This is a genomic window from Myxococcus sp. AB025B (assembly GCF_006518215.1).
Lineage (GTDB): Bacteria > Myxococcota > Myxococcia > Myxococcales > Myxococcaceae > Myxococcus > Myxococcus fulvus.
Map to the genome: position 1 here is coordinate 13,347 of NZ_SRLW01000018.1, position 24,808 is coordinate 38,154.

Below are 24,808 nucleotides of genomic sequence, written 5' to 3' on the forward strand. Positions count from 1 at the left end.
CCCTGCGAGATTCCAGGGGGTTGCGGGCTCAACGCCCGGGCCGCGCGAGACATTTCGTCAATGTTCCGCCACCCGCGTGACAGCGCGACGCACGCGCCTCCGTCACTCCGGCGGAATCAGCACCGCAGGCTCCACTGTGCTCCCGCCCCGCCAGGACTCCCACCCACGAAGCAGTCGCGGATACAGCGCGCGGAAGGCGACGAACCACACGACGCCCGCGAGCAGGTCGACCGCGTAGTGGTAGCGCAGCACCAGCGTGGAGACGACGAGCAACACCGCCACCGGCAACATCCCCCGGAAGCGCCACGGATGCACAAGCCTGTCGTGCGCGAGCAACACCAGCGTGATGTACACGTGCAGGCTCGGGAACAGGTCGAAGGTCGACGAGCCATGGGCCACGACGGCCGCGTTCAGCCACGTCGCCCACCCTCCCTCCACGGGCACGGTGAACAGCTCGGGATACGCCGCCACGGGCCCCACCGCGGGCACCAGGTAGTAGCCCACGAGCCCCGGCACGTAGGCGGAGAAGACCTGACCGAAGAACGCCTCCGCGCGCTCCCGCGAGCCCACCACCGCCCACGCCATGGCCAGGTGCAGGTAGACGTGGAACGACAGGTAGCTCGCGCTGAACACGTCGTTCACGGCCGGCGAGCTCCAGCGCTGCAGCCACACCGACGGCGTGCTCCCACCGAACACCCACGCGTCCAGGCCGAACAACACGGCATCCCGCGTCGGAAGCCCGAGCGCCGGGAGGGTGTCCTTCACCGACGCATAGAAGAAGAACGTCGCCACATAGGCGCACAGCAATCGGACGCGGAAGGCGTGTCCCCAGCGCTCCAGACGCGCGAGCCCCACCACCGCGAGGATGAACAGGAGCGTCGCGCCGAGCACCTGGAGGAAGACCGCCGAGCCCGCTCCCGCGACGACGAGGAGCCCACACGACAGCACGACCCCGAAGCCCGCGAGCAACCCCTCGTGCAGGAAGGGACGCTCAGACATCCGGGGACGCGGCGCGCCGGGCCTCGCGCATCAGCGAGCCACTCAGCACGCCCCGGACGAACGAGAAGTACGACGGGATGAAGGGCGCGCCCTGCGCGACGAGCTCGGCCCGCAGGGACTGGTGCAGCGCGGGCAGGTTGTACCAGGGCACCCGCGGATACAGGTGGTGCTCCAGGTGGTAGTTCTCGTTGCACATGAAGAAGCGCGTCACCGGATTGGAGAGGATGGTCCGCGAGCCCCGGACCGGATGCGTATTCTCCGTCAGGAAGGTGTGCTGGCTCATGCCCCGGATGTTGACCAGCGTGTTGATGATGACCATGGGCAGCACCCACGCATGCAGCAACACCTGCCACGGCACGAAGCGCGCCGCGAGCACACCCGCCACGAGCACCATGGCGACCTCGAACGCAATCCATCGCCGCTCGGACGGCGTGCCGTGCTTGAAGCCCAGGATGGGAATCATCGTGATGTACGCGGGATAGCCGAGCAGCAGCCGGCCCAGGTGCATCGCCAGCTCCAGCCAGCGCCGCCCCGTGTAGTTCGCGTAGTGGTCGGGGTCCAGGCCACCACCCAAATCGCGGTGGTGCCGCAGGTGCAACACCTTGTAGGCCGCGAAGTTCTGGAGCACGGGCCAGGCACACAGCATCCCGCCCAGTCGATTCAGCCAGGGCCGCGAGGACAACCCACCATGCACCGCCTCGTGGGTGAACAGGCTGATGCCGTGCAGCGCGGCGGCACAGACCAGGTAGAGCGGCAGCCGGACGAGCCAGCTCGCCACCGGGTCGCCGTCCCTCGCCAGCAGGACGACGAGCCACGCAGACACACCCTGGAGCAGGAGGAACAGGACGAGCCGGGGCAGATGACGGGCGTCGACCCGCTCCAGCTCGCGCAGGGACTGGGGAGACAGGGCTGCGGAGGGCGTGGGCATGGCGCGTCCTGATGACTTACAATCCCGCTCCGAGTCGAAGCAACCCTCGCCCCCCACCCGGCCTTGAGCGCACCTCTCCCCCGTCTGAAGTTCGCCGTCGTCCGCGAAGACCCGGCGCTGGAGCAGGCGCTCATCGAGCACACCCGGGCCCGCGCGCTCCTCACCGTCGCCTCCGGCGGCTGCACCCTGCTGACGCTGGCGAAGGACAACCCCACGCTCGAGCTGGTGGGCTTCGACTTCAACCCGAGGCAGCTGGAGCACGTGAAGGAGAAGGCGCGCTGCCTGGGCACCGCCGCGCCCCAGCACTTCAACGTGCTCTCCAACGACGCCGCGGGGCTGAATCAGCGCGGCGAGTTCGAGGGGCTGTTCCGCACGCTGCGCCTCTTCGTGGAGGAGTTCGTCGCGCCCCGGCGCGAGCTCAACACGTTCTTCGACCCCGGCGTCCCCGAGTCGGAGCGCGAAGCCTTGCGCGTCGGCTGGTTCGCGTCCCACTACTGGCCCGTGGCCTTCCAGCTCGCGTTCGCGGACCCGCTCCTGCACGCCATGTTCGGCCCCGCGGCCACCCAGCACGCCCGCCCCGGCTCCTACCCCGGCTACTTCCAGGCGCTGTTCGAGCGGGGACTGCGACGCGAGGACGCCTGCCGCAATCCGTATCTGCAGCACGTGCTGCTCGGCGCCTACCGTCCCGGCGACGCGCCCGGCTACCTGCGCGCCACCGCGCCGCTCCAGGTCTGCCTGGTGCAAGGCTCGCTGCCGGACGTGCCCGACCTGGGCCGCTTCGACGTCATCTCCCTGTCCAACATCTTCGACTGGTCCGATGACACGCTCGTCGAAGCGTGGGCCACGCTGCTGTCGCGGAAGGCCCGCCCCGGCTGCGCCGTGCTGCTGCGCCAGCTCAACAACCAACGCGACCTGAGGCGCTTCTTCACCCCCGCCTTCGAGTTCGACGACGCGCTCGGCGCGCGGCTCCAGGCCCAGGACCGCAGCCTGTTCTACGAGCGCGTCGAGGTCGGGTTCCGACGGACGTCGGGCACATGAGCGGCATCCGCTACGTGGTGCTCCGGCCCGACACGCTCGGCCCCTATGTCGAGCGGCTGCGAAGGCTGGAGCGCGGAATCGAGTACCCCATCGCCGACGGCGCCGACCACTTCTTCATCGACCATGGCCCCGAGTACCACCCCTTCTTCTCGTCCATGGGGGAGGCGTACTTCCTGCTGGCCCTGCGCGGCAAGGAGCTGCTCGGCTCGGTGACGGGAATCCTGCGGCAGGTCCACCGGGGCCCCCGCGCCCTGCCCGGGTTCTACATCTGCGACCTCAAGGTGGCGCCCCACGCGCGAGGCTCGGGGCTGGCCCGAGGACTCATCCTCCGGGGGCTCACCCACCTGTTCCGCATCCCCGCCCTGCGCGGCATCCGGTTCCTCTACGGCGCCGCCATGCGGGGCGCGCGGGGCGACGTCATGCGCACCGCGCGCGGCTGGAACCCGCTGCGGCTGGGACGCCCCCAGAGCCGGCTCGCGCTCTACTTCACGCCGCCCGCGCGCCTGGCCACGTTGGAACTGGCGGACGCGCCCGGGTGTCCACGGGGTGAGGGGCTGGTGCTCGGCCCCGCGCCAACCCGCCGGCTCGAGGGCGCGGGGTGGTGCACCACCTCCGGGAGCAAGGACCTCCAGTTGATGTCGACGCAAGCCCCCTGGCCGCTCGTGCACCTGGCCGCGCCGCCCTCGGCGTGGACCCGGGGATGGGGGCCCTACCTCAAGACCTGCGGCGAGGAGCTCACCGCGCGCAGCCCCCAGTCGCTCGCCTGCTTCGTCATCGACGAGCGCCTGGAGGACCACGTCCGCTGGCTGCGAGGACAAGGGGTCTCCCCCGACGCGGCGTGCACCGTCTACTCTCTCGACCTCACCCGACTTAAAGGGTCCCCGGCATGGGTGCACCTTCCCTCCTCCGAAATCTGAACCTGCGCCACCACATCGGCGCGCTGAAGGCCGAGTGGAACGCGCGGGAGTCTTCCGCGTACCTGCGCGCGCTGCGGGACGGCACCTTCGAGCGGGGGGACTTCGTCGAGACGCAGCGTCAGTTCTTCGCCGCGGTGGCGCACTTCACGCGGCCCATGGCCGTGCTCGCCAGCCGGCTCCCCCGTCCCGAGCTGCGCCTGCCGCTGGTGGAGAACGTCTTCGACGAGCACGGCCGGGGCACGCTCTCCCACGGCCACGAGCACACGTTCCTCGTGCTGCTGGAGCGGCTCGGGGCCTCGCTCGACGGGCTCCACGACGACACGTCCTGGCCGGAGGTGCGCAAGTTCAACGTCGCGCTGACGGGCATCGCCGCCTTCGAGTCCACGCACACCGGGCTCGCCGTGTTCGGCATCATCGAGGACCTGTTCAGCGGCATCTCCCTGGAGCTGGGACAGGGCATCGTGGCGCGCGGGTGGCTCGCGGCGGACCAGGTGGTGCACTACCCCACGCACGCGACGCTCGACGAGGAGCACGCGGACGGGTTCTACCGCCAGCTCGACGCGCCCTTCGCGAGCGACGCCTCGGCCCGGCGGGACATCCAGCAGGGGCTCCTGCTCGGCGGACACCTCTTCCTCGGCCTCTACGACGACCTCCACCGCGCCCGCCGCCGTCGGGCGTGAGCCCGCCCCTTCAGGCCGCGGAGTCACGAACCTCGAAGGACACCGGCGCACGGGCGTGACGCTCCATTTCCACCGCGCAGTGCGCGGAGAACACGCTCACCTCCTCCGGATGCGCCCTCACCAGGGCCCGCAGGCGCGCCTGGTTCTCGAGGCGCGCGGCGTTGTCCGTGGAGCGCAGGCGCTGGAAGAGCGACAGCCCCCACGGGCTGCGCGGCGACACGGGGTGCATCTCCTTGTGGCTGAAGTACGCATCCCCCGCGTGGAGCAGCCACCGTCCCTCCGTCTTCACGGCGACACCGCAGTGTCCCTCCGAGTGCCCCAGCAGCGGCACCAGCAGCAGCTCCGTGTCCAGCTCCGGAATCACGCGCACCGAGGCGAAGCCGAACCAGCGCTCGCCCTCGACGTCATACGGCCTCCACAGCGGCTGGTGGGCCCACTGCGCGGCGCGGTAGCCGAACTTCGCGCTGCGCCCCACCGGAGCCATGGCCGCGGCGTGCTCGTCCCGGAAGACGTGCACCTTCGCGAGCGGGAAGTCCGCGAGCCCACCGATGTGGTCCGGGTCCAGATGCGTGGGGATGATGTGCCGCACGTCCTCGCGCCGGAACCCCAGCCGCTCCACCTGCGCCACCGCCGTCTCGTCCCGCGACAGCCGGGGTGCGTTGCGGCGGATGAAGCGCTGGCCCAGCCGGCGCGGGTCCTGGATGTCCGCGAGCCCCAGGCCCGTGTCGACCAGCACCAGGCCGTCGTTCGATTCGATGAGCAGGCAATGGCAGACCAGGCGCGCGCGCGTGAACAGGCCGCCCTCGCCCAGCACGAAGCGCGCGCTGGCGGGGCACAGGGTGCCGCAGTTGAGGTGATGGACTCGCATCGGGACACACTCCTCGAATGGAACGGCGAGAGGTGCTCCCAAGGTAGGGAGGGCACGTGGAGGGCGATTGGAGAAATCGGCCATCCGCGCCCCCGTGGATTGAATCCCCGAGCACCGTGCCGCATGCTCTCCGGGTGGCTTCCCCGTCGATCCAGGTCGCGCCCCGAGGGCTGCTCGCGAGCTTCGTGCGCGGCCTCCGCGCCGTCCCCCGTGGCGAGCAGGCGCCGGGCTATGTCCGCCTCCCCGATGGAGAGTCCGAGCTCATCATCCGGCTTGGCGACACCCGCGGCGACGCGTACGTCATCGGCACCCGGCTGAAGCCCCTGCAGAAGGGTGGCGCGGAGGTGCCACCCCTGGCCATCGCCGTGCGCTTCAAGGTCGCGGGGGCCTATCCGTTCTTCGGTGTCCCCATGGGGGAGCTCACCAACCGCGTCATCCCCCTCGACACGCTGTGGGGCGCGGCGGGGGGATGGCTTCGCGAACGGCTGCACGAGCGCCCGGGTCTGGAGGCGAAGCTCGGCGTGCTCCAGGAGACGCTCGAGGCGCGCCTGCGCGGAGGTGACGTGTTCGAGCCGCCCTCCGCCCACGTCGTGCGCCGCGCCGTGCGCGTCCTCTCCCAGGCGCGCGAGCTGCCCCGCGTGGACGCCCTGGCGAAAGCCCTGGGCGTCAGCGAGCGACAGCTCCGCCGGGCCTTCGAGGACGTGGTGGGCCTGGGCCCCAAGGCCTACGCGCGCGTGGTGCGCCTGCAGCGCGCCCTCCGGGCCTCGCGGCGGATGACGGCGCCGGACTGGGGCGCCATCGCCGCGGCGACGGGCTACTACGACCAGGCCCACCTCATCTCCGACTTCCGCGGCCTGACAGGACACACCCCCAAGGCCCTGCTGCGACGCTCGCCCCCCTGGCCGTGACGCCCGGGTTGGGCTAGCAGGAGGCCATGCCCCTCCTCGCTCTCGTCCGTCATGGCCAGTCCCTGTGGAACCACGAGAACCGCTTCACGGGCTTCGTGGACGTGCCCCTCACCGAGAAGGGCCGCGAGGAGGCGCGCTCCGCCGCGCGCTCGCTCCAGGGGCTCACCTTCGATGTCGCCTACACGTCCGTGCTCACCCGCGCCCAGGAGACGCTGGCGCTCATCCTGGAGGCCCTGGGCCAGCGCCCGCCCATCATCCGCGACGCGGCCCTCAACGAACGCCACTACGGCGACCTGCAGGGCCTCAACAAGGCGGACGCGGCCCAGCGCTTCGGCGAGGCCCAGGTGAAGCTCTGGCGGCGCTCCTTCGACGTGCCACCCCCCAACGGCGAGTCCCTGGAGATGACCGCCCGCCGGGTGCTGCCCTTCTACGAGCGCGCCATCGGCGGCGACCTGCGCCTGGGCAAGAACGTCCTCGTCGTCGCGCACGGCAACTCCAACCGCTCCCTGGTCATGAAGCTGGACCAGCTCACCGGCGAGCAGGTGGTGGGGCTGGAGCTGGCGACCGGCGTCCCCCTCCTCTACGAGCTGTCCCCCGAGGGGACGGTGCTGTCCAAACGAACCCCCTCTCCCTGAGGGTGGGGGCCTTGTCGACAGGGCGGAATGAATGCGAAGAGGGACGGCTCGTCCGAGATGTTGAGTACACGAACAAGGAAGCCCCGATGAAGGCCCTCGCGCTCGCAGTCGCCCTGCTGTCCGCCTCCACCTCCTTCGCGCAAGACGCGGCCGCCGAGAAGTTCCGTCCGCCCCCGCCGGGCCGGCCGATGCCGCAGCCGCAGCCGCCGAACAACCCGCCGCGCCACAACCCGGGGCAGCACTACCCGCCGCAGAACCCCACGGGCACGCTGGTGGTGGTGGGCCGCGAGGAGCTGGCGCAGCGGCTGGCGCGCCTGGAGAAGCTGCTCGAGGACATCGAGGACCGGGCCGACCGTGACACCCGCGCCAAGGTGCGCAAGGCGCAGGACGTGCTCGACGGCGTGGCCCGCCATGTCGAGGAGGCCCCGCTGCTCGCCACCGTGATGCCGCGCCCGCCGCCCCCGCCGCCGGAGCCGATGGTCCGGCCGATGAGCGACAGCGCCTTCCAGCGCTGGTACGACGCCATCTCGCGGGAGACCTTCACCGACGACAAGCTGCGCGTGCTCTCCATGGGCCTCCAGGACAACTACCTGCTGGTCTCCCAGGTGCTGCGGCTGATGGAGCGCATGCAGTTCAGCGACGACAAGCTCAACGTCCTGCGCATCGTGAAGCCGCGCATCCTCGACACGGAGAACAACTACCTGCTCTTCAACGCCTTCACGTTCTCCACCGAGAAGAAGCGCGCCCAGGACATCCTGTCCGCGCGCTGAGCCGAAGCATCCAAGAGGCACCGGGGCGTCGCGGGGAATCCCACCGCGGCGCCCCTCGTCTTTCTAGGGCCGCGTGAGCAGCTCCAGCAGCGCCTTCGCCTCCGGGGAGCCCACCTCGCCGTGCACGGCGGCGAGCACCCGCCCCTGCTCGTCCAGCGCGAAGGCATGGGGCATGCGACTGGACGGCAGCGACAGCCGCTTGCCCATGTCTCCATTCTTGTCGAGCCAGGTGTCGGACCAGGCCGCCTCGGGGACCTTCTTCCGGGCCTTCTCGCGCACCGTCCCCAGGCCCACGAAGAAGGGCAGCTTGAAGGAGAGCAGCGAGGCGCGGTGGACCGAGTCGGGGACGCCAAGCGCGGCGGCTTCGTCGAACCAGCGCCGCATCGCCTCGCCGCCGTCCTTGTCGGTGAGGACCACCAGCAGCGTGCGCCGGCCGCGCCACTCCTGACTGCTGTGCCTCTCACCCCGCAGGTCCTCGGCGGAGAACGCCGGCACCACCTCGCCCTTCTTCAGCGCGGCGCCCGCCAGCGTCGCGGCCAGGAGCGCGCCCACGAGGCACGCGCCCTTCAGGCCCCGTCGAACCGTCCTTCGCTCCAGGCCCGCCATGCCCACCTCCCCATCGCGCGCGAGGGCGCCAGGAAGAGGTGGTCATTGCCCGGCGAGCACGCCAGGGGAGCGGACGCCCGCGAGGCCCGCCTGCCCGCCCTCCTACACCGTCCGGGAGAAGCGCGGTCGCTCGGCCCGGGAGAGCCGGGCATCGAACACCATGGCCACGTTGCGCACGAACAGCCGCCCCAGCGCGGTCAGCTCCAGCTGCGAGCCCGAGCGCACCAGCAGCCCGTCCTCCTCGAACGTCCGGAGGCGCTCCAGCTCCAGCGCGAAGTCGCGCACACCCTCTTCGCCCAGGTCCACCCAGGCGTTGCACATCAGCTGGGTGATGACGGCGCGGCGCTTGCGGTCGTCCTCCGTCAACAAGAGCCCACGCTCCGTGGCCAGTCGGCCACGGGAGATGCGCTCGTAGTAGGCGGGCAGCGGACGGACGTTCTGCGCATACGCGCCCGCCACGTCGCTGATGCCCGTGCTGCCCAGCGCCACCACGTCCGAGGCGGCCTTCACCGTGTAGCCCTGGAAGTTGCGCCCCAGCCGGCGCTCGGAGAGGGCGCGCGCCAGCTCGTCCTCGGGCACCGCGAAGTGGTCCATGCCGATGGCCTGGTAGCCCGCGCCCACGAGGCCCGCGTAGGCCGCGCGGAACAGCTCCATCTTCACCTCCGCGCTGGGGAGCGCGTCGGCGGGCATCCGCTTCTGGTGCTTGAGCACGTCCGGCATGAAGGCGAAGGAGTAGACGGCCAGCCGGTCCGGACGCATCGCCAGCACTGTCTCCAGCGTGCGCGCCCAGCCCTCCGGCTCCTGGTACGGCAGGCCGTAGATGAGGTCGAAGTTCACGCCGGTGAAGCCCAGCTCCCGCGCGTGGTCCAGCAGCGCCCGCGTACGCTCGGGGGTCTGCAGCCGGTTCGTCACCTCCTGCACGCGGGGGTCGAAGTCCTGCAGCCCCATGGACAGCCGGTTGAAGCCGAGCTGCCGGAGCAGCGACACCTGTCCCGACGTCGTCACGGACGGGTGCACCTCGATGGCGACCTCCGCGTCCGGCAGGAGCGTGAAGCGGCGCATCAGCTCCGTCCACAGCCGCTCCAGCTGCTTCTCGGTGAGGAACGTGGGCGTGCCGCCGCCCCAGTGGATTTGCGACAGCGCGCGACGGGGGCCCAGCTGCTCCGCCACCAGGTACAGCTCCATCACCAGGTGGTCCAGGTACCGGTCCGCCGCGCTCGAGTCCTTGCTGATGACCACGTTGCAGCCGCAGTACCAGCACAGGCTGTGGCAGAACGGCAGGTGGACATACAGCGACAGGGGCGAGGCTTCGTCCTGCGCTCCGGCGACCCGCAGGCGGGCCTCCAGCGCCTCCGGTCCGAAGTCCGGCCGCCACTCCGGCGCGGTGGGGTAGCTGGTGTAGCGCGGCCCGGAGACGTTGTACCGGCCCAGCAGCTCCGGCGACGGACGGGGGACTCCTGGAAGCATGTCCATGCCCCTCGTCCCAATCCAAGGCGCGTGCCACCTCATGCGCCCGGAGAACGGCGGGCCCCGCGCACAATCCGCGGAGGCCCCCGGGTGACGCGCACGATTTTCGTCCGCCGCCTCAGTGGGCCTTGGACGGCGGTCCCAGGAAGCGCGCCTCCATCCGCTTCACCTCGCCCGACGCGGAGTCGGCCACCTCGACGATGAAGTCGAACGGCACCTCGGTGCTGCCCTGGGGCGCCAGGATGAACAGCGGCACCCGGAAGCTCTCCAGCGAGCCGAGCTTCACCTGGGACTGCGGAATCACGCCTCGCGCGGACGGCGGCGCCTGGATGGACAGCGTGAAGGTGGTGGGCTCCGGGTTCTTGTTCACCAGGTGCAGCTCGAACTGGTTGCGAACCTGACCCTCCTCGACGAGGTAGGGCATGCCCTGGAAGCGCAGCAGGTTCGCCTCGAACGGCACACGGCGGGCGAGCGTCCACACCAGGCCCACCACGGAGGCGACGAACAAGAGGCCGTACAGCGCGAGCCGGGGGCGCAGGATGCGGCGGGGCTCGCCCGCCAGGCCCTTGAGCGAGTCGTAGCGGATGAGCCCGCGCGGCCGGCCAATCCGGTCCATCACCTCGTCGCACGCGTCGATGCACTGCGCGCACGCCAGACACTCCATCTGCAGGCCGTGGCGGATGTCGATGCCCGTGGGGCACGCGGTGACACACTTGCGGCAGTCCACGCAGTCGCCCCGGGGGGGCGCGGCGTGCGCGGGGAGCACCTTCACCCTCCGCCCCCGGGGCTCGCCCCGCCGCGTGTCATAGCCGACGATGAGCGAGTCCCGGTCCTGCATCGCCGACTGGAGCCGGCCGTAGGGGCACACCACGACGCAGAGCTGCTCGCGGAACCACGCGAAGTTGAAGTACAGCGCGCCGGTGACGGCCATGGCCCAGGTGAAGGCCACCGGGGACGTGGCCGGGCCGCTGGACACCATCGACACCAGCCCGCCCGCGGACACGAAGAGGCTGAGCGCCGCGTGCGCGACGAGGAGCGACACGCCCACGTAGGCCCCGTGCTTCGCCGTCGCGCGCGCCACGCGCAGAGGCGTCCACGGTGAGGTCTCCTGCTTGAGCCGTCGCTCGCGGGGCCCGTCGAAGAGCCGCTCGATGGGACGATAGAGGCCCTCCAGGAACACCGTCTGCGGACACGCCCAGCCGCACCACGCGCGGCCCAGCCACGCGGTGACGAACAGCAGGCCGAACCCCAGCGTCGTGCCCAGGAAGAGCACGCGCCAGAAGTCCTGCGCGTTGTACGTGGCGCCGAACAGGTAGAAGCGCCGCGCCGCCACATCCAGGTGGACGGCGGGATGGCCCCCCACGTCCACCAGGGGGAGCGCCACGTAGATGCCGAGCAGCACCGCGAACATCACCCGCCTGCGCGTGATGAAGCGCCCGCTCACGTCCGAGGGATGGATGGCCTTGCGCGAGCCATCCGCGTGGATGGACGACAACTGGTCGATGCGCGGAGGGCCGTCTCGTTGAGGTGCTGTCGCCATGACGTGGGTTCCTGGTGGAGCGCGAGGACTACGGCGTCTCTGGCTCGCCCTGAGGGGCCTTCCCCCCCGGTGCGTTCGTGCCCTTGAGCGTCAGCAGGTACGCGGTGACGGCCTTGACGCGCTCGGCCCCCAGCGTGCGCTCCCACGCGGGCATGCCCTTGGCCACGGCGCCGTCGGCCACCACCTTGTGGATGGCCATGGGCGAGCCGCCGTGCAGCCAGAAGCCGTCCGTCAGGTTGGGGCCGATGAGCCCCTGCCCCTGCGCGCCGTGGCACGCGGCGCAGTTGGCCTGGAACACGCCCTTGCCGTTCTCCAGCGACGTCGGGTCCTTCACCAGCGCCAGCAGCAGCTCATCGGAGGCGGGCGTGTTGCTCGCCATGCGCTGGGCATGCTCGGCGGACTCGGCGGCGTACTCGCCCAGCTGGCCGGGGCTCACCTCGGCGACGTGGTACCAGAACCAGTACCCCGCGCCGAAGACGAGCGTGGTCCACAGGATGGCCAGCCACCAGTTGGGCAGCTGGTTGTCGTGCTCCTCGATGCCGTCATAGACATGGAGCACCGGCGACTTCTCGTCACTCATGGCCGCCCTCCCCGCGCTCCGACAACGGCAGCTGCGACAGCGCGTCGAAGTCCTGGCTGCGGCGCGCCCCGAAGACCCAGGCGCACACGCCCAGGAAGACGGCGATGAACAGGACGAGCGCGAAGAGCGGCAGCTCTTCCAGCGTCATCCCCTGGTAGAATTGCTTGTACATCAGCGGCTCCCTCCCTGAACGCCCGCCGCCGACGCGGTGGGCGCGACATCCGACGGCGCGGGCACGTCCTGCGGTCCACGGCCCAGGCGCTGGAGGTAGGCCACCAGGGCCACCATCTCCGAGTCCCACGCCACCTGGACCCCCTGCGTGGCCAGGTCCGCGGCGATGGCCTCACCCTGCGCCTTCTGCCGCGACTCGGCCGCGTCCACCTCCGCGTTCGTGTACGGCACGCCCAGCTTCTGCATCAGTGTCAGCTTCCTGGGCGCGTCCTTCACCTTGATGGTGTTCTCCGCGAGCCACGGGTACGCCGGCATGTTCGAGCCGGGGCTGGTCGCGCGCGGGTCCATCAGGTGCGTGTAGTGCCAGAGGTTCGGGTAGCGCCCGCCCACGCGGTGCAAATCAGGCCCCGTGCGCTTGCTGCCCCACTGGAACGGGTGGTCGTAGATGAACTCCTCCGCGCGCGACACGTCGCCGTAGCGCTGCGTCTCCGCCACGAAGGGGCGAATCATCTGCGAGTGGCACGTGTAGCAACCCTCGCGGACGTAGAGGTCGCGGCCCTGGAGCTCCAGCGGCGAGTACGGCTTCTGCGCCTCGCCGTGCGCGGGCACCGCCTGCTGGATGAGGATGGTGGGGAGCAGCTCCGCCACGCCGCCGATGAGGATGGCGATGAGCGTGAGCACGGTGAAGGCCAGCGGGCGCCCCTCGATGAGCGCGAACCAGGACGGACGGCCCGCCTCGCGGTCCCTGCGGGTGACGATCCAGGCCAGCTCACCCAGCACGATGATGCCGCCCATCAACACCAGCGCGCGCACCGGCTTCGCCCAGCCCAGGAACATCGTCACCGTGAGGATGGCGATGGCGAAGATGAGCGGACGACCGGTGATGACCTGCACCCAGGCCGGCGCCGTCGGGACGGGCACGGGGGCTCCCGCGTGGTGCGGCTCCTCGCCCACCACCACCGTGGTCTCGCCGTCGACGGCCTTGCCCGAGCGGGCCGTCTTCCAGAGGTTCCACGCCATCATGCAGAAGCCCACCAGGTACATGGAGCCGCCGACGAAGCGGACGATGTACATGGGCCGGATGGCCAGCAGCGTCTCCACGAAGTTCGGGTACATCAGCGTGCCGTCCGGATTGGTGGCGCGCCACATGAGGCCCTGGCTGATGCCGCTGACCCACATCGACACGATGTAGAGGAGGATGCCCACCGTCGCGAGCCAGAAGTGCGCGTCCGCCGAGCGCGTCGAGTGCAGCTTCGTGCCGTACAGCCGGGGCACCAGCCAGTAGAACATGCCGGCCGCCATGAAGCCGTTCCACCCGAGCGCGCCGCCGTGCACGTGGCCGACAATCCAGTCCGTGTAGTGGCCCAGCGCGCTCACCGACTTGATGGAGAGCAGCGGCCCCTCGAACGTCGCCATGCCGTAGAACGTCACGGCCGCGATGAGGAACTTCAGGACGGGGTCATCGCGCAGCTTGTACCAGGCGCCCTTGAGCGTCAGCAGGCCGTTGAGCATGCCGCCCCACGACGGCGCCCAGAGCATCACGCTGAAGACCATGCCCAAGGACTGCGCCCAGTCCGGCAGCGCGGTGTAGAGCAGGTGGTGCGGGCCGGCCCAGATGTAGATGAAGACCAGGGCCCAGAAGTGGATGATGGACAGCCGGTACGAGTACACCGGCCGCTCCGCCGCCTTGGGCAGGAAGTAATACATGATGCCCAGGATGGGCGTGGTCAGGAAGAAGGCGACGGCGTTGTGGCCGTACCACCACTGCACCAGCGCGTCCTGCACGCCGGAGAAGACCGAGTAGCTCTTGAGGCCATCCAGGGGCAGCGCCAGGCTGTTGACGATGTGCAGCACCGCCACGGTGATGATGGTGGCGATGTAGAACCAGATGGCGACGTAGAGGTTCTTCTCGTTTCGCTTCGCCAGCGTCCAGAAGAAGTTGATGGCGAACACCACCCAGATGAGGGTGATGCCGAGGTCGATGGGCCACTCCAGCTCCGCGTACTCCTTGGAGGTGCTGATGCCCAGGGGAAGGGTTATCGCCGCGGCGACGATGATGAGCTGCCAGCCCCAGAAGTGGATGTTGGAGAGCAGGTCCGACGCCATGCGCGCCTTCAAGAGGCGCTGCGTGGAGTAGTAGACGCCGGCGAACATCATGTTGCCCACGAACGCGAAGATGACCGCGTTGGTGTGCAGGGGGCGCAGGCGGGAGTACGTCAGGTAGGGGATGCCCAGGTTGGCCTGCCACCACGCGAGCTGGCTGGCCACCAGCGCTCCCACCGCCATGCCCACGATGCCGAAGATGACCGCCGCGATGATGAAGCGGCGGACCGTGGTGTCGTCATAGACGATTCGCTGTTGTTGCACGGATTCACTCCTGGGAAGCCGAAGGCGAGGTCCGCTCGTCGGACGGCCGCGCGGGGCGGGCGCTGTCCTCCTCGAGCGGGAAGAGCGCGAGCCGGTCCGCCTGCTCGTGGTCGCGGTGGCGCATGCTGTAGACGAACAGCAGCACCGAGCTGGCCACGAGCATCAGGCTCACGAAGACCTGGAGCACGAGCACGTTCATGCGGGCACCTCCGTGGGGCGAGGGAGGCCCGCCGCGTCGCGCCGGGGAGCACGGGGCGCGGACAGGCTCCACACGGTGAACAGGACGGTGGCCAGGCTGGTGGCGGGCATCGCCACCGCGGCGCGCAGGGGCGTCATCCAGCCCACCAGGCACACGGCGACGGCCACCACGTTGTAGCCGATGGCCAGCGTGAGCAGCCGGCGCACCACCTGGTGCAGCTCGCGCGACAGGCGCAGCGCCTCACGCAGGGACGCGAGGCCCTCTCCCACCAGGAAGAAGTCGCTCTTGCCCGGCATCACCGGGCGGTCGATGGCGGGCGTGCCCGCGCACAGGGCCCGCTCGAAGGCGAGGCTGTCGTTGACGCCATCGCCCAGGTACAGCGAGTCCGTCGAGCCCAGCCGCGACACCGTGCAGGCCTTGTCCTCCGGACGCAGTCCGCCGAGCGCCCGCGCTTCGGGCACACCGAGCGAGCCCGCCAGCTCGCGCACCCGCGCGGGAGCGTCGCCGGAGATGAGCCACACCGCGTGGCCCTCGGCCTGGAGCGCGGAGACCTCGCGGCGGGCGTCGGGGCGCAGCGCTTCGCGCAAGGGGAAGGCGGCGACGCGCGTGTTGTCGCGAAAGAGCACCGTGCCACGTGCACCACCCACCGAGGCCGGCGCCGGAGTGGTCCCGGCAGCAACACTGACCGACTGCGTGGTCAGCGGCGCGAGGCCAGCCACTTCCGAAACCTCTCCGCCACGCGCGGCGCGCCAGTCCGCGCGCCCCAGCCGCCACGACACGCCGTCTCGCATCCACTCGAGCCCCTGTCCCGGGTGCTCGATGACACGGGCCTCCGGCACGAAGCGGGCGCCCGTGCGCGACAGCGCCTCCGCCAGACACCGGCTCACCGGGTGGTTGCTGCGCGAGGCCAGGTTGAAGGCCACATCCCGCGCCTCGTCGTCGAGCGACTCCACCACGCTCCGGTCCGCCAGCTCCATCCGACCGAGCGTCAGCGTCCCCGTCTTGTCGAACAGCACCTGACGCACACGCGGCAGGCGGTCCAACAGGTCCGTGGCGCGGATGAAGAAGCCCTCTCGACGCAGCCGCGCCTGCACCAGCTCGTACGCCAGCGGTGTGGCGATACCGATGGCGCAAGGGCACGTCACCACCAGCAGTGCCACCGCCACCTCGAGCGCCTTGTCCGGCCCCGACGGCCACCACAGCGCGAGCCCCAGCGCCGACACGGCCAGCACCGTCACCACCCAGCGCCGCGACACCGACTCCCAGAAGCGCGTGTGCCCCGCGCTCCGCCCCGAGCCCTCCGGAGGACGCCGCAACAGCGCCACCAGCGGCGAGTCCTGGAACGACTGCGTCGCCAGCGCCCGCACCGCCTCGCGCCCCGCGTTGAACGCGCCCGCCGGCAGCGGCTGCCCCGCGAGCACCTCGCGCTCGTCGGGCTCTCCCGTCATCCAATCCGTGGAGACCCGCGCGCGGGCATCGAGCAGCTCCGCGTCCACCGGCACCAGGTCGCCCGGCGCGATGACGAGCAGATCCCGCTCCTCCACCTGCGACACCCGCACGGTGACGAGCTGGTCCGCTTCCTGTCGACGGACGAAGAGCCCCTCGGCCCCATCGTCCTCGAGCAGGAAGCGGCGGTTGCGCTCCAACACGCGCTGCTGGAGCCAGCGCCCCACCAGCATCAGCGTCACGAAGGTGTTGAGCGTGTCGAAGTACGCCAGGTCTCCCCGCCCGCCGCGCGCCTGCACCAGCGATGTGCCGAACACCAGCAGGATGCCCAACGCAATCGGCAGGTCCAGGTGCGGCACGCCCCGACGCAGCCCCTGCCATGCCGAGCGGAAGAACGGCCAGCCGCCCACCAGCACCACCACCGTGGACAGCCACAGGCTCAGCCGCGTGAAGAGCCCGAAGAGCTCGCCGTCCTCGGGCGCGAGCCCCACGTAGAAGCTCACCGAGAACAGCATCACGTTCATCGTGAGCGCCACGCAGATGCCCAGTCGGATGGGCAAATCCAGGCTCGCCGGCGCGGGCCGCTTGCGACTGGGCCCGAAGAGGTAGCCGAAGCCCTCCACCGCGCGCAGGAAGCCCGCCACGTCGAAAGCACCGCGCCGCCACTGCATCCGCGCCTTGCCCAGCGCCGGGTCCACCGTGAAGCCCGCGCCTCCGGGCTGCCGACGGAACAGCTCGTTCATCAACCACACACAGGCCGCGCAGTGGATGCCCTGCACGTCCAGCTCGAGCGAGCACAGCGCGCCCGGCGCCGCCTCCGCCTTCGTCGCCAGCGGCTCCAGCCACGCAAGCCCCCGTCCCCGCGCGGGCTCCGCCGCCGGCGACGTCTTGCCACCCGTGAGCTGGTAGTAGCGGGTCAGCCCCTGCGACACCAACAGGCCGTGGACCGCCTCACAGCCCGCGCAGCAGAACTCGCGCGCGCTGGCGCCCTCCGGCACGCGGCTGCCACAGTGGAGGCAGAGGGCCTCGTCGGGCCGGGTTTGCGCGGGATCAGCCATGCAGGCTGTCACCTTGCGAACGGCATGCCTGTTGCGAAGGAGTCGTGCATGGCTCTCGACACCTCGCTGCTGCTGACGGCGCTGACTCCCACTCCCACGCTGGTGGCGGGTGCGCTGGGAGCACTCACGGTAGGCCTGACGGGAAGCGTGCACTGCTTCCTCATGTGTGGACCGCTGGCGTGCGCGGGCCTGCCCGCCCTCCAAGGCCCTGAGCGACGTCGAGCCCTGCTCGCCTACCAGGGCGCGCGCCTGGCCGCGTATGCGCTCGTGGGAGGCCTGCTGGGCGCGCTGGGCGGCGGCGTCACGAGCGTGCTCGCCGTGTCCACCCGCCCGTATCTCCCCTGGCTGATGGCCGCCGCGCTGGTGGCCTCCGCGCTGGAGGTGGGAAAGCGCCTGCCTCCCCTGCCTGGGCTCGCGCGGCTCACGGGCACCATCGCGCGATGGAGCGCAAAGTTTTCGTCGACGGCGCGAGCGGGCGCAATGGGTGCGGTGACACCGTTGCTCCCCTGCGGCCTGCTCTACGGCGTGTTCGCGGTGGCGCTCGCGAGCGGCTCGTTCAGCGGTGGCGCGCTGGTGATGGGCGCCTTCGCGCTGGGCGGGCTTCCCGCGCTGCTCGGCGCGCAGCTCCAGTCGAGCCTGTGGAGTCGTCGGCCGCGGCTCTCGGATTTCCTGCTTCGTCGGGCAATGCCGCTCATCGCGGCGGCGGTGCTCGTCATGCGCGCGGTGGACACGTCGCCGCACTGCCACTGAGGGTCGCCGTCCCGCGCTTGTCGTGGGCCCCTGGCTCGGCGAGGCTCACCTCCCCTCTCTTCCGCCGAGCTGACATGACCGCGCCACGCCTCCTCGCCGCGTTGCTGCTGTTGTCCACGGGCTGCACCACGTCGCGCACCGCCACCGCGGAGGCGCCGTCGACACAGGCCGCGCCCACGCTCGCGCCCGCGCAGGTGGCACTGCGGAGCTTCGTCGACGCGCACTTCGACGAGCAGTTCCGCCGCTTCCCCCTGTCCGCGACCTCGGCCGGCGTGCACACGTATGACGGCGAGCTGCGGGGCTTCACCGCCGAGGAGCGCGCGTCGCACCTGGCCTATCTGAAGGACCGGCTCGCGGCGCTGCCGAAGACCGTGGACCGCCGCGCGCTGCCCGCGCAGGACCGCGCCGACTACGACATCCTGGAGAACCACTTCCGCGCGCGCATCCTCGACTACGAGGTGGTGCGCTCGTGGGAGCGCAACCCCAACGCGGCGCTGGGCCAGGCGTCCAACGCGGTGTTCCAGCTCATCAACCGCGACTTCGCGCCGCTGGAGGAGCGGATGCGCTCGGCGGTGGGCCGCATGACGAAGGTGCCGGAGCTGTTCTCGGCCGCCCAGGCCGCGCTGAACAACCCGCCGCGAATCTGGACCGACATCGCCCTCCAGCAGGCCCAGGGCACTCGCGCGCTCTACGCGCAGACGCTGCCCCAGGCCTTCGCGCCCGTGAAGGACGCCGCGCTCAACCAGGCCTTCCAGCGGGAACAGGCGCGGTGTCTCGCGGCCATCGACGCGTACATCCGCTTCCTGCGCGAGGACCTGCTGCCGCGCTCGAAGGGCGACTTCGCGATTGGCGAGGACACCTACCGCCAGAAGCTCCTCTACGAGGAGGGCGTGACGGAGAGCATCGACTCCCTGCTCGCGTGGGGGCACGCGGAGATGCAGCGCACCCAGGCCCGGTTCCGCGAGGTCGCGGGCCGGCTCGGGCCGGGCAAGGCGCCCATGGACGTGTACCGGGAGCTGAGCAAGGAGCACCCCACGCCCGCGGAGCTGGTGCCCACCACCACCGCGACGCTGGAGGACATCCGCGCGTTCCTCATCCGTGAGCGCATCATCACCGTGCCCAGCGAGGTCCGCGCGCAGGTGGCGGAGACGCCGTCCTTCAACCGCTCGCTGTCCTTCGCGAGCATGAGCACGCCCGGCCCGTTCGAGCAGCGCGCGACGGAGGCGTACTACTACGTCACGCCGCCGGACCCGACGTGGAGCGCCGAGCAGACCGAGCAGCACATGAGCTTCTACAACCACCACGCGCTGCCGCTCGTGTCCATCCACGAGGCCTATCCCGGACACTACGTGCAGTTCCTGTGGACCAACCGGGTGGAGTCCAAGGTGCGGCGGCTGCTCGGCTCCGCGTCCTTCTCCGAGGGCTGGGGCCTGTACACCGAGCAGATGATGCTCGACGAGGGCTACGGCGGACGCTCGGGGCCGGGCGCGGACAAGCTGCGGCTGAACCAGCTGGCGCTCTACCTCCAGCGGCTCGCGCGCTACGTGGCGGGCCTGTCCCTGCACACGCGCGGCATGACGTACGAGCAGGCGGTGCGCCTGTTCGAGGAGGAGGCGTTCATGACCAGGACGAACGCGGAGCGCGAGGCGCGCCGCGGCACCTCCGACCCCACGTACCTGGTCTATGCGCTGGGCAAGAAGATGCTGATGGACCTGCGCGAGGAGGCGCGCGTGAAGTGGGGCAAGGACTTCTCGCTCCTGCGCTTCCACGACGAGGTGGTGTCCTACGGCTACCCGCCCGTGCCCATCGTCCGCCAGCTGCTGCTCGGCGAGGAGTAACGCCCTCGAGGGCCAGCGGCACTCGAGGCGCTGCCTCAGGTGACACGTGACGGGGCTGGGAGGTCCCAGCCCCCACGCTTCACGCCACCGACTCGCTGCGACGCTCCGGGGGCGGCGTGGGCTCCAGGACGACAAGCCCGTAGCGACTCGAACCCTGGTTCTCCGAGGCGAATTTGCTCTGTCGCTGCACGCAGTCGCTCACCTGCTGGGCGGCATCCGGGCCGGTGAAGGTCTGGGTGAAGGTGCCTCCCTGCGGCGCCGACATGCCCGCCATGACCCAGTTGCCGGGCGCGGACTGGTGGATGCGGTACTCGTCCTCGGAGACGCGCTCCACGATGACCCAGTGCCCCGTCGCGTCGCCGTTCGACGTCCCGTCGCCGTTCAACGGGCGCATGACGATGGCGCGGGACTCCCCCACGGGAATGTCCGCCAACGAGGTCAGCGTCGGCGGGGAGTCCATCGAGGTATCCGTCTCGGAGGTGAAGGTCTCCACCGCCTGGAAGTCCAGCGACTCACCGGTGGAGGATACCGGCAGGCTCACCGCGAGGCCTGCCTCGGGAACCTGCTGCCCCACGACTTGCGCCCAGACGGCCTCGGAAGAGGTCTTCTCGTAGTCCGCCGCCGCGCCGTCCCGTGTCGCCTGCGAGGACCACCCCGGCACGGCGGCCCCCAGGAAGTCCCACGCCAGCGTCGCGCACCAGTTGGCGTTGTCATCCTCGCGCACCGCCTGCGCGTCCGGCTCGATGAGGTAGACGGAGTCGTCCTGGCGCCGCACCTCCCCCAGCCACGCGTATCGCTCATACGGCACGTCGACCGGGCTCCACGTCTCTCCGTCATTCAGGAAGGCTTGCCCTGCCTCGGGGTCCCAGGTCGGACGCGTCGGCTCGGGCGTGGGCGTCTGCGCCTGGAGCAGCTGCGTCATCGCGACGCTGGAGGTCCCACCGTCCAGCAGATGGGCCCTGCTCCTTCCCCTCGCGCCCGGAGTGCCCACGAATTCATCCACGGGCCCTCGCACACCGCCCGTCTTCACCGGGACCTCGGACGACACCTGAGCTCGGGCCTCCCGCGGCGGGACGTACACCCGTGCCTGTGGTGACAACTTCACGCGCCAATCACTCATCTCCCCCTCGCTTCTCCAGCCCCCCAAGGGCCGGCTCATTCAAGCCCACGAATCTACCACGAGCAGTGAACAAGGAACACACGGACGAGCCCACCCGCCGACGCGGAGAATCCCCGGGTCCCCGCGAGCGACACCTCGGTGGGCTCGAGCACCTGTCGCGGCCCGGGTCTCTCATCGGGACTCCCAGGGCCGGCGCCGAAGGTCTCCAACAGGAGGTCGTCACTCCAGCAGGCGCAGGGCCACGGCCTGACGCAGCACCTCGGCGAGCACGTCCATGCCGGGCAGCGAGCTCACCGTCCGCACCGACACATTGTTCGTCGACGTCTGCGTCGAATCGCCCACCACGACGGGAAGCGGACGTCGTCCCAGCCGCAGGAGCCGCTCGTCGTGGAAGGCCTCCGGTGCCCGCTCGCACAACCTCCGCACCAGCACCGTCATGTTCGCGATGCGCGAGGGCTGCATCGCCGGGCCCAGGCAGGAGAACTCCATGCCGTGCTCGCTCAGCAGCGCTCCCTGGCCGCCGCGAGAGAAGACGTAGATGACCTGCGTCGTCTCCTCCGACTCCTGCCGCACTGTCTTCGCCCCCGTGCGCGGCAACATCAGCCCATGTGAGGCGATGGCCAGCCCGTAGGCCTTGGCCACCTCCATCTTGCTGGGCTGCTCCTTGTGCTCGCTGCGCGTGCGCACGGAACTCGCGCCTCGCAGCACCACCGCCACGTCACGCCAGCTCCAGGACTGCGCTTCACCGGAGCGCGCGCTGAACGTCACCGCGTCCTCGCCGAACGTCACCCGCCGCGCCGAGAGCCACTCACGCCCCAATCCCTGCTCGTCCACCGCGAGCACCGCGAGCCCCTCGCTCCGAAGCGCCTCCACGAGCGTCTCCGCCGCCTCGGGCGCGAGCCGCGCCAGCAACGCCGGCGCTTCCGGCGCCAACCGCATCCGCGCCTCCGCCAGCGCCATGCCCGTCACCGCCGCCAGCGCCTTGGCCGCAGACTGCATGTCCGGCGCGGCCGCCACGAGTGCCACCACCTTCATGTGCCCACCTCGCTCTGACGGCAGTGGAGCACGTTTCGCCGCGAAGGGCATGAGGGGCGCGCCCACCTCCACCCCACCGTGATGCCCCCGCTGCCGGAGCGTACTTCCGGCCACCTCGCCCCCCTGAGAGCCGCTCGACTCAGGAGCGTGAGCCCGCCGCGCGGGGCCATGCGTCCTGCGCCACCGGCTCGCGCGCCAGCTCCGCCAGCTAGGTGGGCTCAAGCACCTGCCGCAGCTCGATCTGCGCATCGTCGCTTCCGGGCAGGAGGGGACACCGGCGCGCCCACTCCAGCGCCTCCTCGCGCGTCTTCACCTGAATCATCCAGAACCCGGCAATCAGCGCGTCGGACGAGGCGAAGGGCCCGGTCGTCACCGTCCGCTTGCCTTGTGAGAAGTCGATAAGCGCGCCGCGTGACGAGGGATGAAGTCCCGCCGCGTCGAGCAACACCCCCGCCCGCACCAGCTCATCGTTGTAGCGGTCCATTGCGGTGATGAGCGCTCGACTCGCCGGGCCTCCCGACTCCGTCTCCAGGCGGGCCTTCAACAACAGGATGAATCGCATCATCGCGCCTTTCTGCGGTGCACACGCCACGCCTCCTCGCCCGCTCTCGCGGGTGTCGAGCCGTGGCTCCATCTGCGCGACGAATGAGACATGTCGAGATCGACACATCCGTGTTGCCCACCCACGCCCCAGGTATGCCACCCGGTGAGCGCGCGGAGGGCGTGGGCGCCGCGTGAATTATCCGGGCATTTTCGCACGCCGGGATTCCCCAGCAATGCCAGGAGGTTGCGCCGTCCGGCGCGGGAAAAACGGGGGTCGTGTCGATCCCCCGAAAGGCCGTTCGTCGCCCTTTTGAAGCCGGGATTCCAACCCACCCCCCAGGGAGAACTCACATGGCCAAGGTCATTGGCATCGCTATCGTCATGCTCATCGTCGGGCTGGTTGCCTTCATCGCCACCCGTCCGGACTCGTTCCTCATCGCGCGCAGCCGAGAGATCCAGGCGCCGCCGGAGGCCATCCACGCGCTCATCAACAACTTCTCCGAGTGGCGGCAGTGGTCGCCCTACGAGAACGTCGACCCCAACATGACGCGCAGCTACGAGGGCCCCGCGGAGGGCGTGGGCGCCACCTATGCCTACCAGGGCAACCGCAACATCGGCTCGGGCAAGATGACGATCCTGGAGAGCAAGCCCGGCGAGCTCGTCGCCATCCGCCTGGAGTTCATCGAGCCCTTCGCCGCCGTCAACCGCGCGGACTTCACGCTGCGCCCCGGGGAGAAGGGCACGCTCGTCACGTGGAGCATGTCCGGCCCCAACACCTTCATGGGCAAGGCGATGACGGCCTTCGGCTTCATGGAGTCCTTCGTCGGCGGACAGCAGGAGAAGGGCCTGGCGGACCTGGAGACGGCGGCGAAGGAGCTGGCGCGCAAGTCCACCCAGTCCGCGCGCAGCGAGGCCTCGCCCGCGCTCTCCCACTAAAGCCTCTCCTTCCCCACGCGTCCCCAGGGCCGTCCCCTGGGGAGGACACCTCGATGATGCTGATGATGCTGTTGGGACAGCTCGGCTCAGCCGCGCTCCAGCACCGCCGCCACCGCCTGCCCGCCACTGGTGCACAACGTCACCAGCGCGAGCGACTTCCCCGTGCGCTCCAGCTCGTCCAGGGCGGTGCCGACCAGGATGCTCCCCGTCGCGCCCAGCGGATGGCCCAGGGCGATGGCGCCGCCGTTGACGTTGACGCGGTCGATATCAATCTCCAGCGCCCGCGCCGTCTGTAGCACCACCGCGGCGAAGGCCTCGTTGACCTCCCAGAGGTCGATGTCCCGCGCCTTCAGCCCCGCGGCGTCCAGCGCCTTGCGAGACGCCAGCGCCGGCCCGGTCAGCATCAGCACCGGGTCGCTCCCCACGGCGGACACCGAGCGGATTCGCGCCCTCGGCTTCAGGCCGTGCGCGCGCACGTAGTCCTTCGACGCCACCAGGATGGCGCCCGCGCCGTCCGCGATTCCGCTCGCGGTGCCCGCCGTGTGCAGGTGCCGCACGGCGCCCGCGCGCGGGTAGGCCTGGAGCGCCAGCTCGTCGAGCGTCTCACCGTTCGGGCCCTCGACGCGCGCGCCGAGCTGCGTGAAGGCGGGCGCGAGCGCGGCCAGCTTCTGGGCCGTCGTGTCCGGCCGCGGATGGTCATCCGCCGTGAGCAGCACCTCGCCCGTGTGCGGGTCCTTCACCGGGAACAGGCTCCGCAGGAAGCGGCCCTCCGCCTGGGCGCGCGCCGCGAGCTGCTGCGAGCGCAGGCCGAAGGCATCCAGCTCCTCGCGCGTGAAGCCCTCCAGCGTGGCGATGAGGTCCGCGGAGATGCCCTGGGGCACCTGGAAGAAGCGCCGACGCAGGTCGACGTTGCCGCCGTCCGTGCCACCACCGTCCGCGTTGAGGCCGTAGCGGCTCATCTGCTCGACGCCGCCCGCCACCACCAAACGCTGGGCCCCGGAGGCCACGCCCATGGCCGCCACCGACATCGACTGGAGGCCGGAGCCACAGAAGCGGTTGAGGCTGAAGCCCGGAATGGAGAGGGGCCAGCCGGCGGCGAGCACCGCGTTGCGCGCGATGTTCGCGCCCTGCGCCTCGATTTGCGACACCGCCCCCACCACCACGTCGTCCACGTCCGAGACGTCCACGCCCGTGCGCAGCGGCAACTGCTTCAGCGTCTGGGCCAACAGCTCCTGCGGGTGCAGCCCGCTGAGCGCTCCCTTCCCGGGCCTCGCCCGGGCACGCGGAGTCCGGACCGCATCCAAGATGTAGGCATCCATCGACCAGCCCTCCATTCACGGGCGACGTCGCGCCGCCCTGTCTCAACAATATTATGGGCATAATATGGTCGCAACCCGGAGGTGACGAGG

24 protein-coding genes are annotated in these 24,808 nt (G+C 70.6%); 9 read left to right on the forward strand and 15 right to left on the reverse strand.

Annotation, left to right across the window (positions count from 1 at the left end; translation table 11 throughout):
- Positions 1 to 102: 102 nt before the first annotated feature.
- Both FL311_RS04890 and FL311_RS04895 read right to left on the reverse strand, forming a co-directional pair.
- The gene (locus FL311_RS04890; protein WP_141323781.1) at positions 103 to 999 is read right to left on the reverse strand and encodes a phosphatase PAP2 family protein; all 897 of its coding nucleotides are present in this window, start codon (positions 997 to 999) and stop codon (positions 103 to 105) included.
- Entirely contained in the window at positions 992 to 1,927 is a 936-nt protein-coding gene (locus tag FL311_RS04895; protein ID WP_141323782.1) for a fatty acid desaturase, read from the reverse strand. Before FL311_RS04895 ends, FL311_RS04890 begins: the two co-directional genes overlap by 8 nt.
- A 63-nt stretch (positions 1,928 to 1,990) precedes the next feature.
- Between FL311_RS04895 and FL311_RS04900 the strand changes: the two genes are divergently transcribed.
- From FL311_RS04900 to FL311_RS04910, 3 genes are read left to right on the forward strand one after another with little or no spacing between them, the layout of a single operon-like run.
- Positions 1,991 to 2,965 carry a DUF3419 family protein gene (locus tag FL311_RS04900; RefSeq protein WP_141323783.1) on the forward strand — a complete coding sequence of 325 codons (975 nt, stop codon included), beginning with the start codon at positions 1,991 to 1,993 and terminating at the stop codon, positions 2,963 to 2,965.
- Entirely contained in the window at positions 2,962 to 3,882 is a 921-nt protein-coding gene (locus tag FL311_RS04905; protein WP_141323784.1) for a GNAT family N-acetyltransferase, read from the forward strand. Before FL311_RS04900 ends, FL311_RS04905 begins: the two co-directional genes overlap by 4 nt.
- Positions 3,852 to 4,562, forward strand: a complete 711-nt coding sequence (locus tag FL311_RS04910) for an iron-containing redox enzyme family protein (protein WP_141323785.1) — start codon at positions 3,852 to 3,854, stop codon at positions 4,560 to 4,562. The genes FL311_RS04905 and FL311_RS04910 overlap by 31 nt, the downstream gene beginning before the upstream one ends.
- 10 nt (positions 4,563 to 4,572) lie before the next feature.
- On the opposite strand, the gene FL311_RS04915 is transcribed toward FL311_RS04910, so the two are convergent.
- Complete coding sequence (locus FL311_RS04915) at positions 4,573 to 5,430, reverse strand: MBL fold metallo-hydrolase (RefSeq protein ID WP_141323786.1); 858 nt, start codon at positions 5,428 to 5,430, stop codon at positions 4,573 to 4,575.
- 134 nt (positions 5,431 to 5,564) lie between these two features.
- On the opposite strand from FL311_RS04915, the gene FL311_RS04920 reads away from it, so the two are divergent.
- The 3 genes from FL311_RS04920 to FL311_RS04930 all read left to right on the forward strand — a co-directional run bounded on the left by FL311_RS04920 (position 5,565) and on the right by FL311_RS04930 (position 7,743).
- Positions 5,565 to 6,338 (forward strand): helix-turn-helix domain-containing protein, encoded by a 774-nt coding sequence (locus tag FL311_RS04920; RefSeq protein ID WP_228556673.1) that lies wholly within the window; start codon positions 5,565 to 5,567, stop codon positions 6,336 to 6,338.
- Between the two features lie 26 nt (positions 6,339 to 6,364).
- On the forward strand, positions 6,365 to 6,973 hold the full coding sequence (locus FL311_RS04925; protein ID WP_141323787.1) for a 2,3-diphosphoglycerate-dependent phosphoglycerate mutase: 609 nt from the start codon (positions 6,365 to 6,367) through the stop codon (positions 6,971 to 6,973).
- 86 nt (positions 6,974 to 7,059) lie between these two features.
- Entirely contained in the window at positions 7,060 to 7,743 is a 684-nt protein-coding gene (locus FL311_RS04930) for a DUF4476 domain-containing protein (protein ID WP_141323788.1), read from the forward strand.
- 63 nt (positions 7,744 to 7,806) lie between these two features.
- Here the strand turns inward: FL311_RS04930 and FL311_RS04935 are convergent, their stop codons facing one another.
- The 8 genes from FL311_RS04935 to FL311_RS04970 form a co-directional block, all read right to left on the reverse strand.
- Positions 7,807 to 8,349: a peroxiredoxin gene (locus FL311_RS04935; RefSeq protein ID WP_141323789.1), complete on the reverse strand. Its 543-nt coding sequence runs from the start codon at positions 8,347 to 8,349 to the stop codon at positions 7,807 to 7,809.
- Between the two features lie 102 nt (positions 8,350 to 8,451).
- A complete protein-coding gene (gene hemN / locus FL311_RS04940) occupies positions 8,452 to 9,816 on the reverse strand; it encodes an oxygen-independent coproporphyrinogen III oxidase (protein ID WP_228556674.1) in 1,365 nt (454 codons plus the stop codon).
- Positions 9,817 to 9,934: 118 nt separating this feature from the next.
- On the reverse strand, positions 9,935 to 11,356 hold the full coding sequence (ccoG, locus tag FL311_RS04945; protein ID WP_141323791.1) for a cytochrome c oxidase accessory protein CcoG: 1,422 nt from the start codon (positions 11,354 to 11,356) through the stop codon (positions 9,935 to 9,937).
- A gap of 28 nt (positions 11,357 to 11,384) precedes the next feature.
- On the reverse strand, positions 11,385 to 11,936 hold the full coding sequence (locus FL311_RS04950; RefSeq protein WP_141323792.1) for a cbb3-type cytochrome c oxidase N-terminal domain-containing protein: 552 nt from the start codon (positions 11,934 to 11,936) through the stop codon (positions 11,385 to 11,387).
- Entirely contained in the window at positions 11,929 to 12,108 is a 180-nt protein-coding gene (locus FL311_RS04955) for a cbb3-type cytochrome c oxidase subunit 3 (RefSeq protein ID WP_074950417.1), read from the reverse strand. The genes FL311_RS04950 and FL311_RS04955 overlap by 8 nt, the downstream gene beginning before the upstream one ends.
- Positions 12,108 to 14,474, reverse strand: coding sequence for a cytochrome-c oxidase, cbb3-type subunit I (gene ccoN / locus FL311_RS04960; protein ID WP_141323793.1), 2,367 nt, complete (start codon positions 14,472 to 14,474; stop codon positions 12,108 to 12,110). The genes FL311_RS04955 and ccoN overlap by 1 nt, the downstream gene beginning before the upstream one ends.
- Before the next feature lie 4 nt (positions 14,475 to 14,478).
- A complete protein-coding gene (locus tag FL311_RS04965; protein WP_046715444.1) occupies positions 14,479 to 14,673 on the reverse strand; it encodes a hypothetical protein in 195 nt (64 codons plus the stop codon).
- Positions 14,670 to 17,177, reverse strand: a complete 2,508-nt coding sequence (locus FL311_RS04970; protein WP_141323794.1) for a heavy metal translocating P-type ATPase metal-binding domain-containing protein — start codon at positions 17,175 to 17,177, stop codon at positions 14,670 to 14,672. The genes FL311_RS04965 and FL311_RS04970 overlap by 4 nt, the downstream gene beginning before the upstream one ends.
- Before the next feature lie 48 nt (positions 17,178 to 17,225).
- Here FL311_RS04970 and FL311_RS04975 point away from each other — a divergent pair, with 48 nt between their 5' ends.
- Positions 17,226 to 17,927: a sulfite exporter TauE/SafE family protein gene (locus FL311_RS04975; RefSeq protein WP_141323795.1), complete on the forward strand. Its 702-nt coding sequence runs from the start codon at positions 17,226 to 17,228 to the stop codon at positions 17,925 to 17,927.
- A gap of 74 nt (positions 17,928 to 18,001) precedes the next feature.
- Positions 18,002 to 19,765 carry a DUF885 domain-containing protein gene (locus FL311_RS04980; protein ID WP_141323796.1) on the forward strand — a complete coding sequence of 588 codons (1,764 nt, stop codon included), beginning with the start codon at positions 18,002 to 18,004 and terminating at the stop codon, positions 19,763 to 19,765.
- A 79-nt stretch (positions 19,766 to 19,844) separates the two neighbouring features.
- On the opposite strand, the gene FL311_RS04985 is transcribed toward FL311_RS04980, so the two are convergent.
- From FL311_RS04985 to FL311_RS04995, 3 genes are all read right to left on the reverse strand, one after another.
- On the reverse strand, positions 19,845 to 20,813 hold the full coding sequence (locus FL311_RS04985; RefSeq protein WP_141323797.1) for a hypothetical protein: 969 nt from the start codon (positions 20,811 to 20,813) through the stop codon (positions 19,845 to 19,847).
- Positions 20,814 to 21,104: 291 nt separating this feature from the next.
- On the reverse strand, positions 21,105 to 21,920 hold the full coding sequence (locus FL311_RS04990) for a hypothetical protein (RefSeq protein ID WP_141323798.1): 816 nt from the start codon (positions 21,918 to 21,920) through the stop codon (positions 21,105 to 21,107).
- A gap of 208 nt (positions 21,921 to 22,128) precedes the next feature.
- On the reverse strand, positions 22,129 to 22,485 hold the full coding sequence (locus tag FL311_RS04995) for a YciI family protein (protein ID WP_194869058.1): 357 nt from the start codon (positions 22,483 to 22,485) through the stop codon (positions 22,129 to 22,131).
- 329 nt (positions 22,486 to 22,814) lie between these two features.
- Between FL311_RS04995 and FL311_RS05000 the strand changes: the two genes are divergently transcribed.
- Positions 22,815 to 23,399, forward strand: a complete 585-nt coding sequence (locus tag FL311_RS05000; RefSeq protein ID WP_141323800.1) for an SRPBCC family protein — start codon at positions 22,815 to 22,817, stop codon at positions 23,397 to 23,399.
- Between the two features lie 86 nt (positions 23,400 to 23,485).
- Here FL311_RS05000 and FL311_RS05005 read toward each other — a convergent pair whose 3' ends face one another.
- Positions 23,486 to 24,718, reverse strand: a complete 1,233-nt coding sequence (locus FL311_RS05005; RefSeq protein ID WP_141323801.1) for an acetyl-CoA C-acyltransferase — start codon at positions 24,716 to 24,718, stop codon at positions 23,486 to 23,488.
- Positions 24,719 to 24,808: the final 90 nt, after the last annotated feature.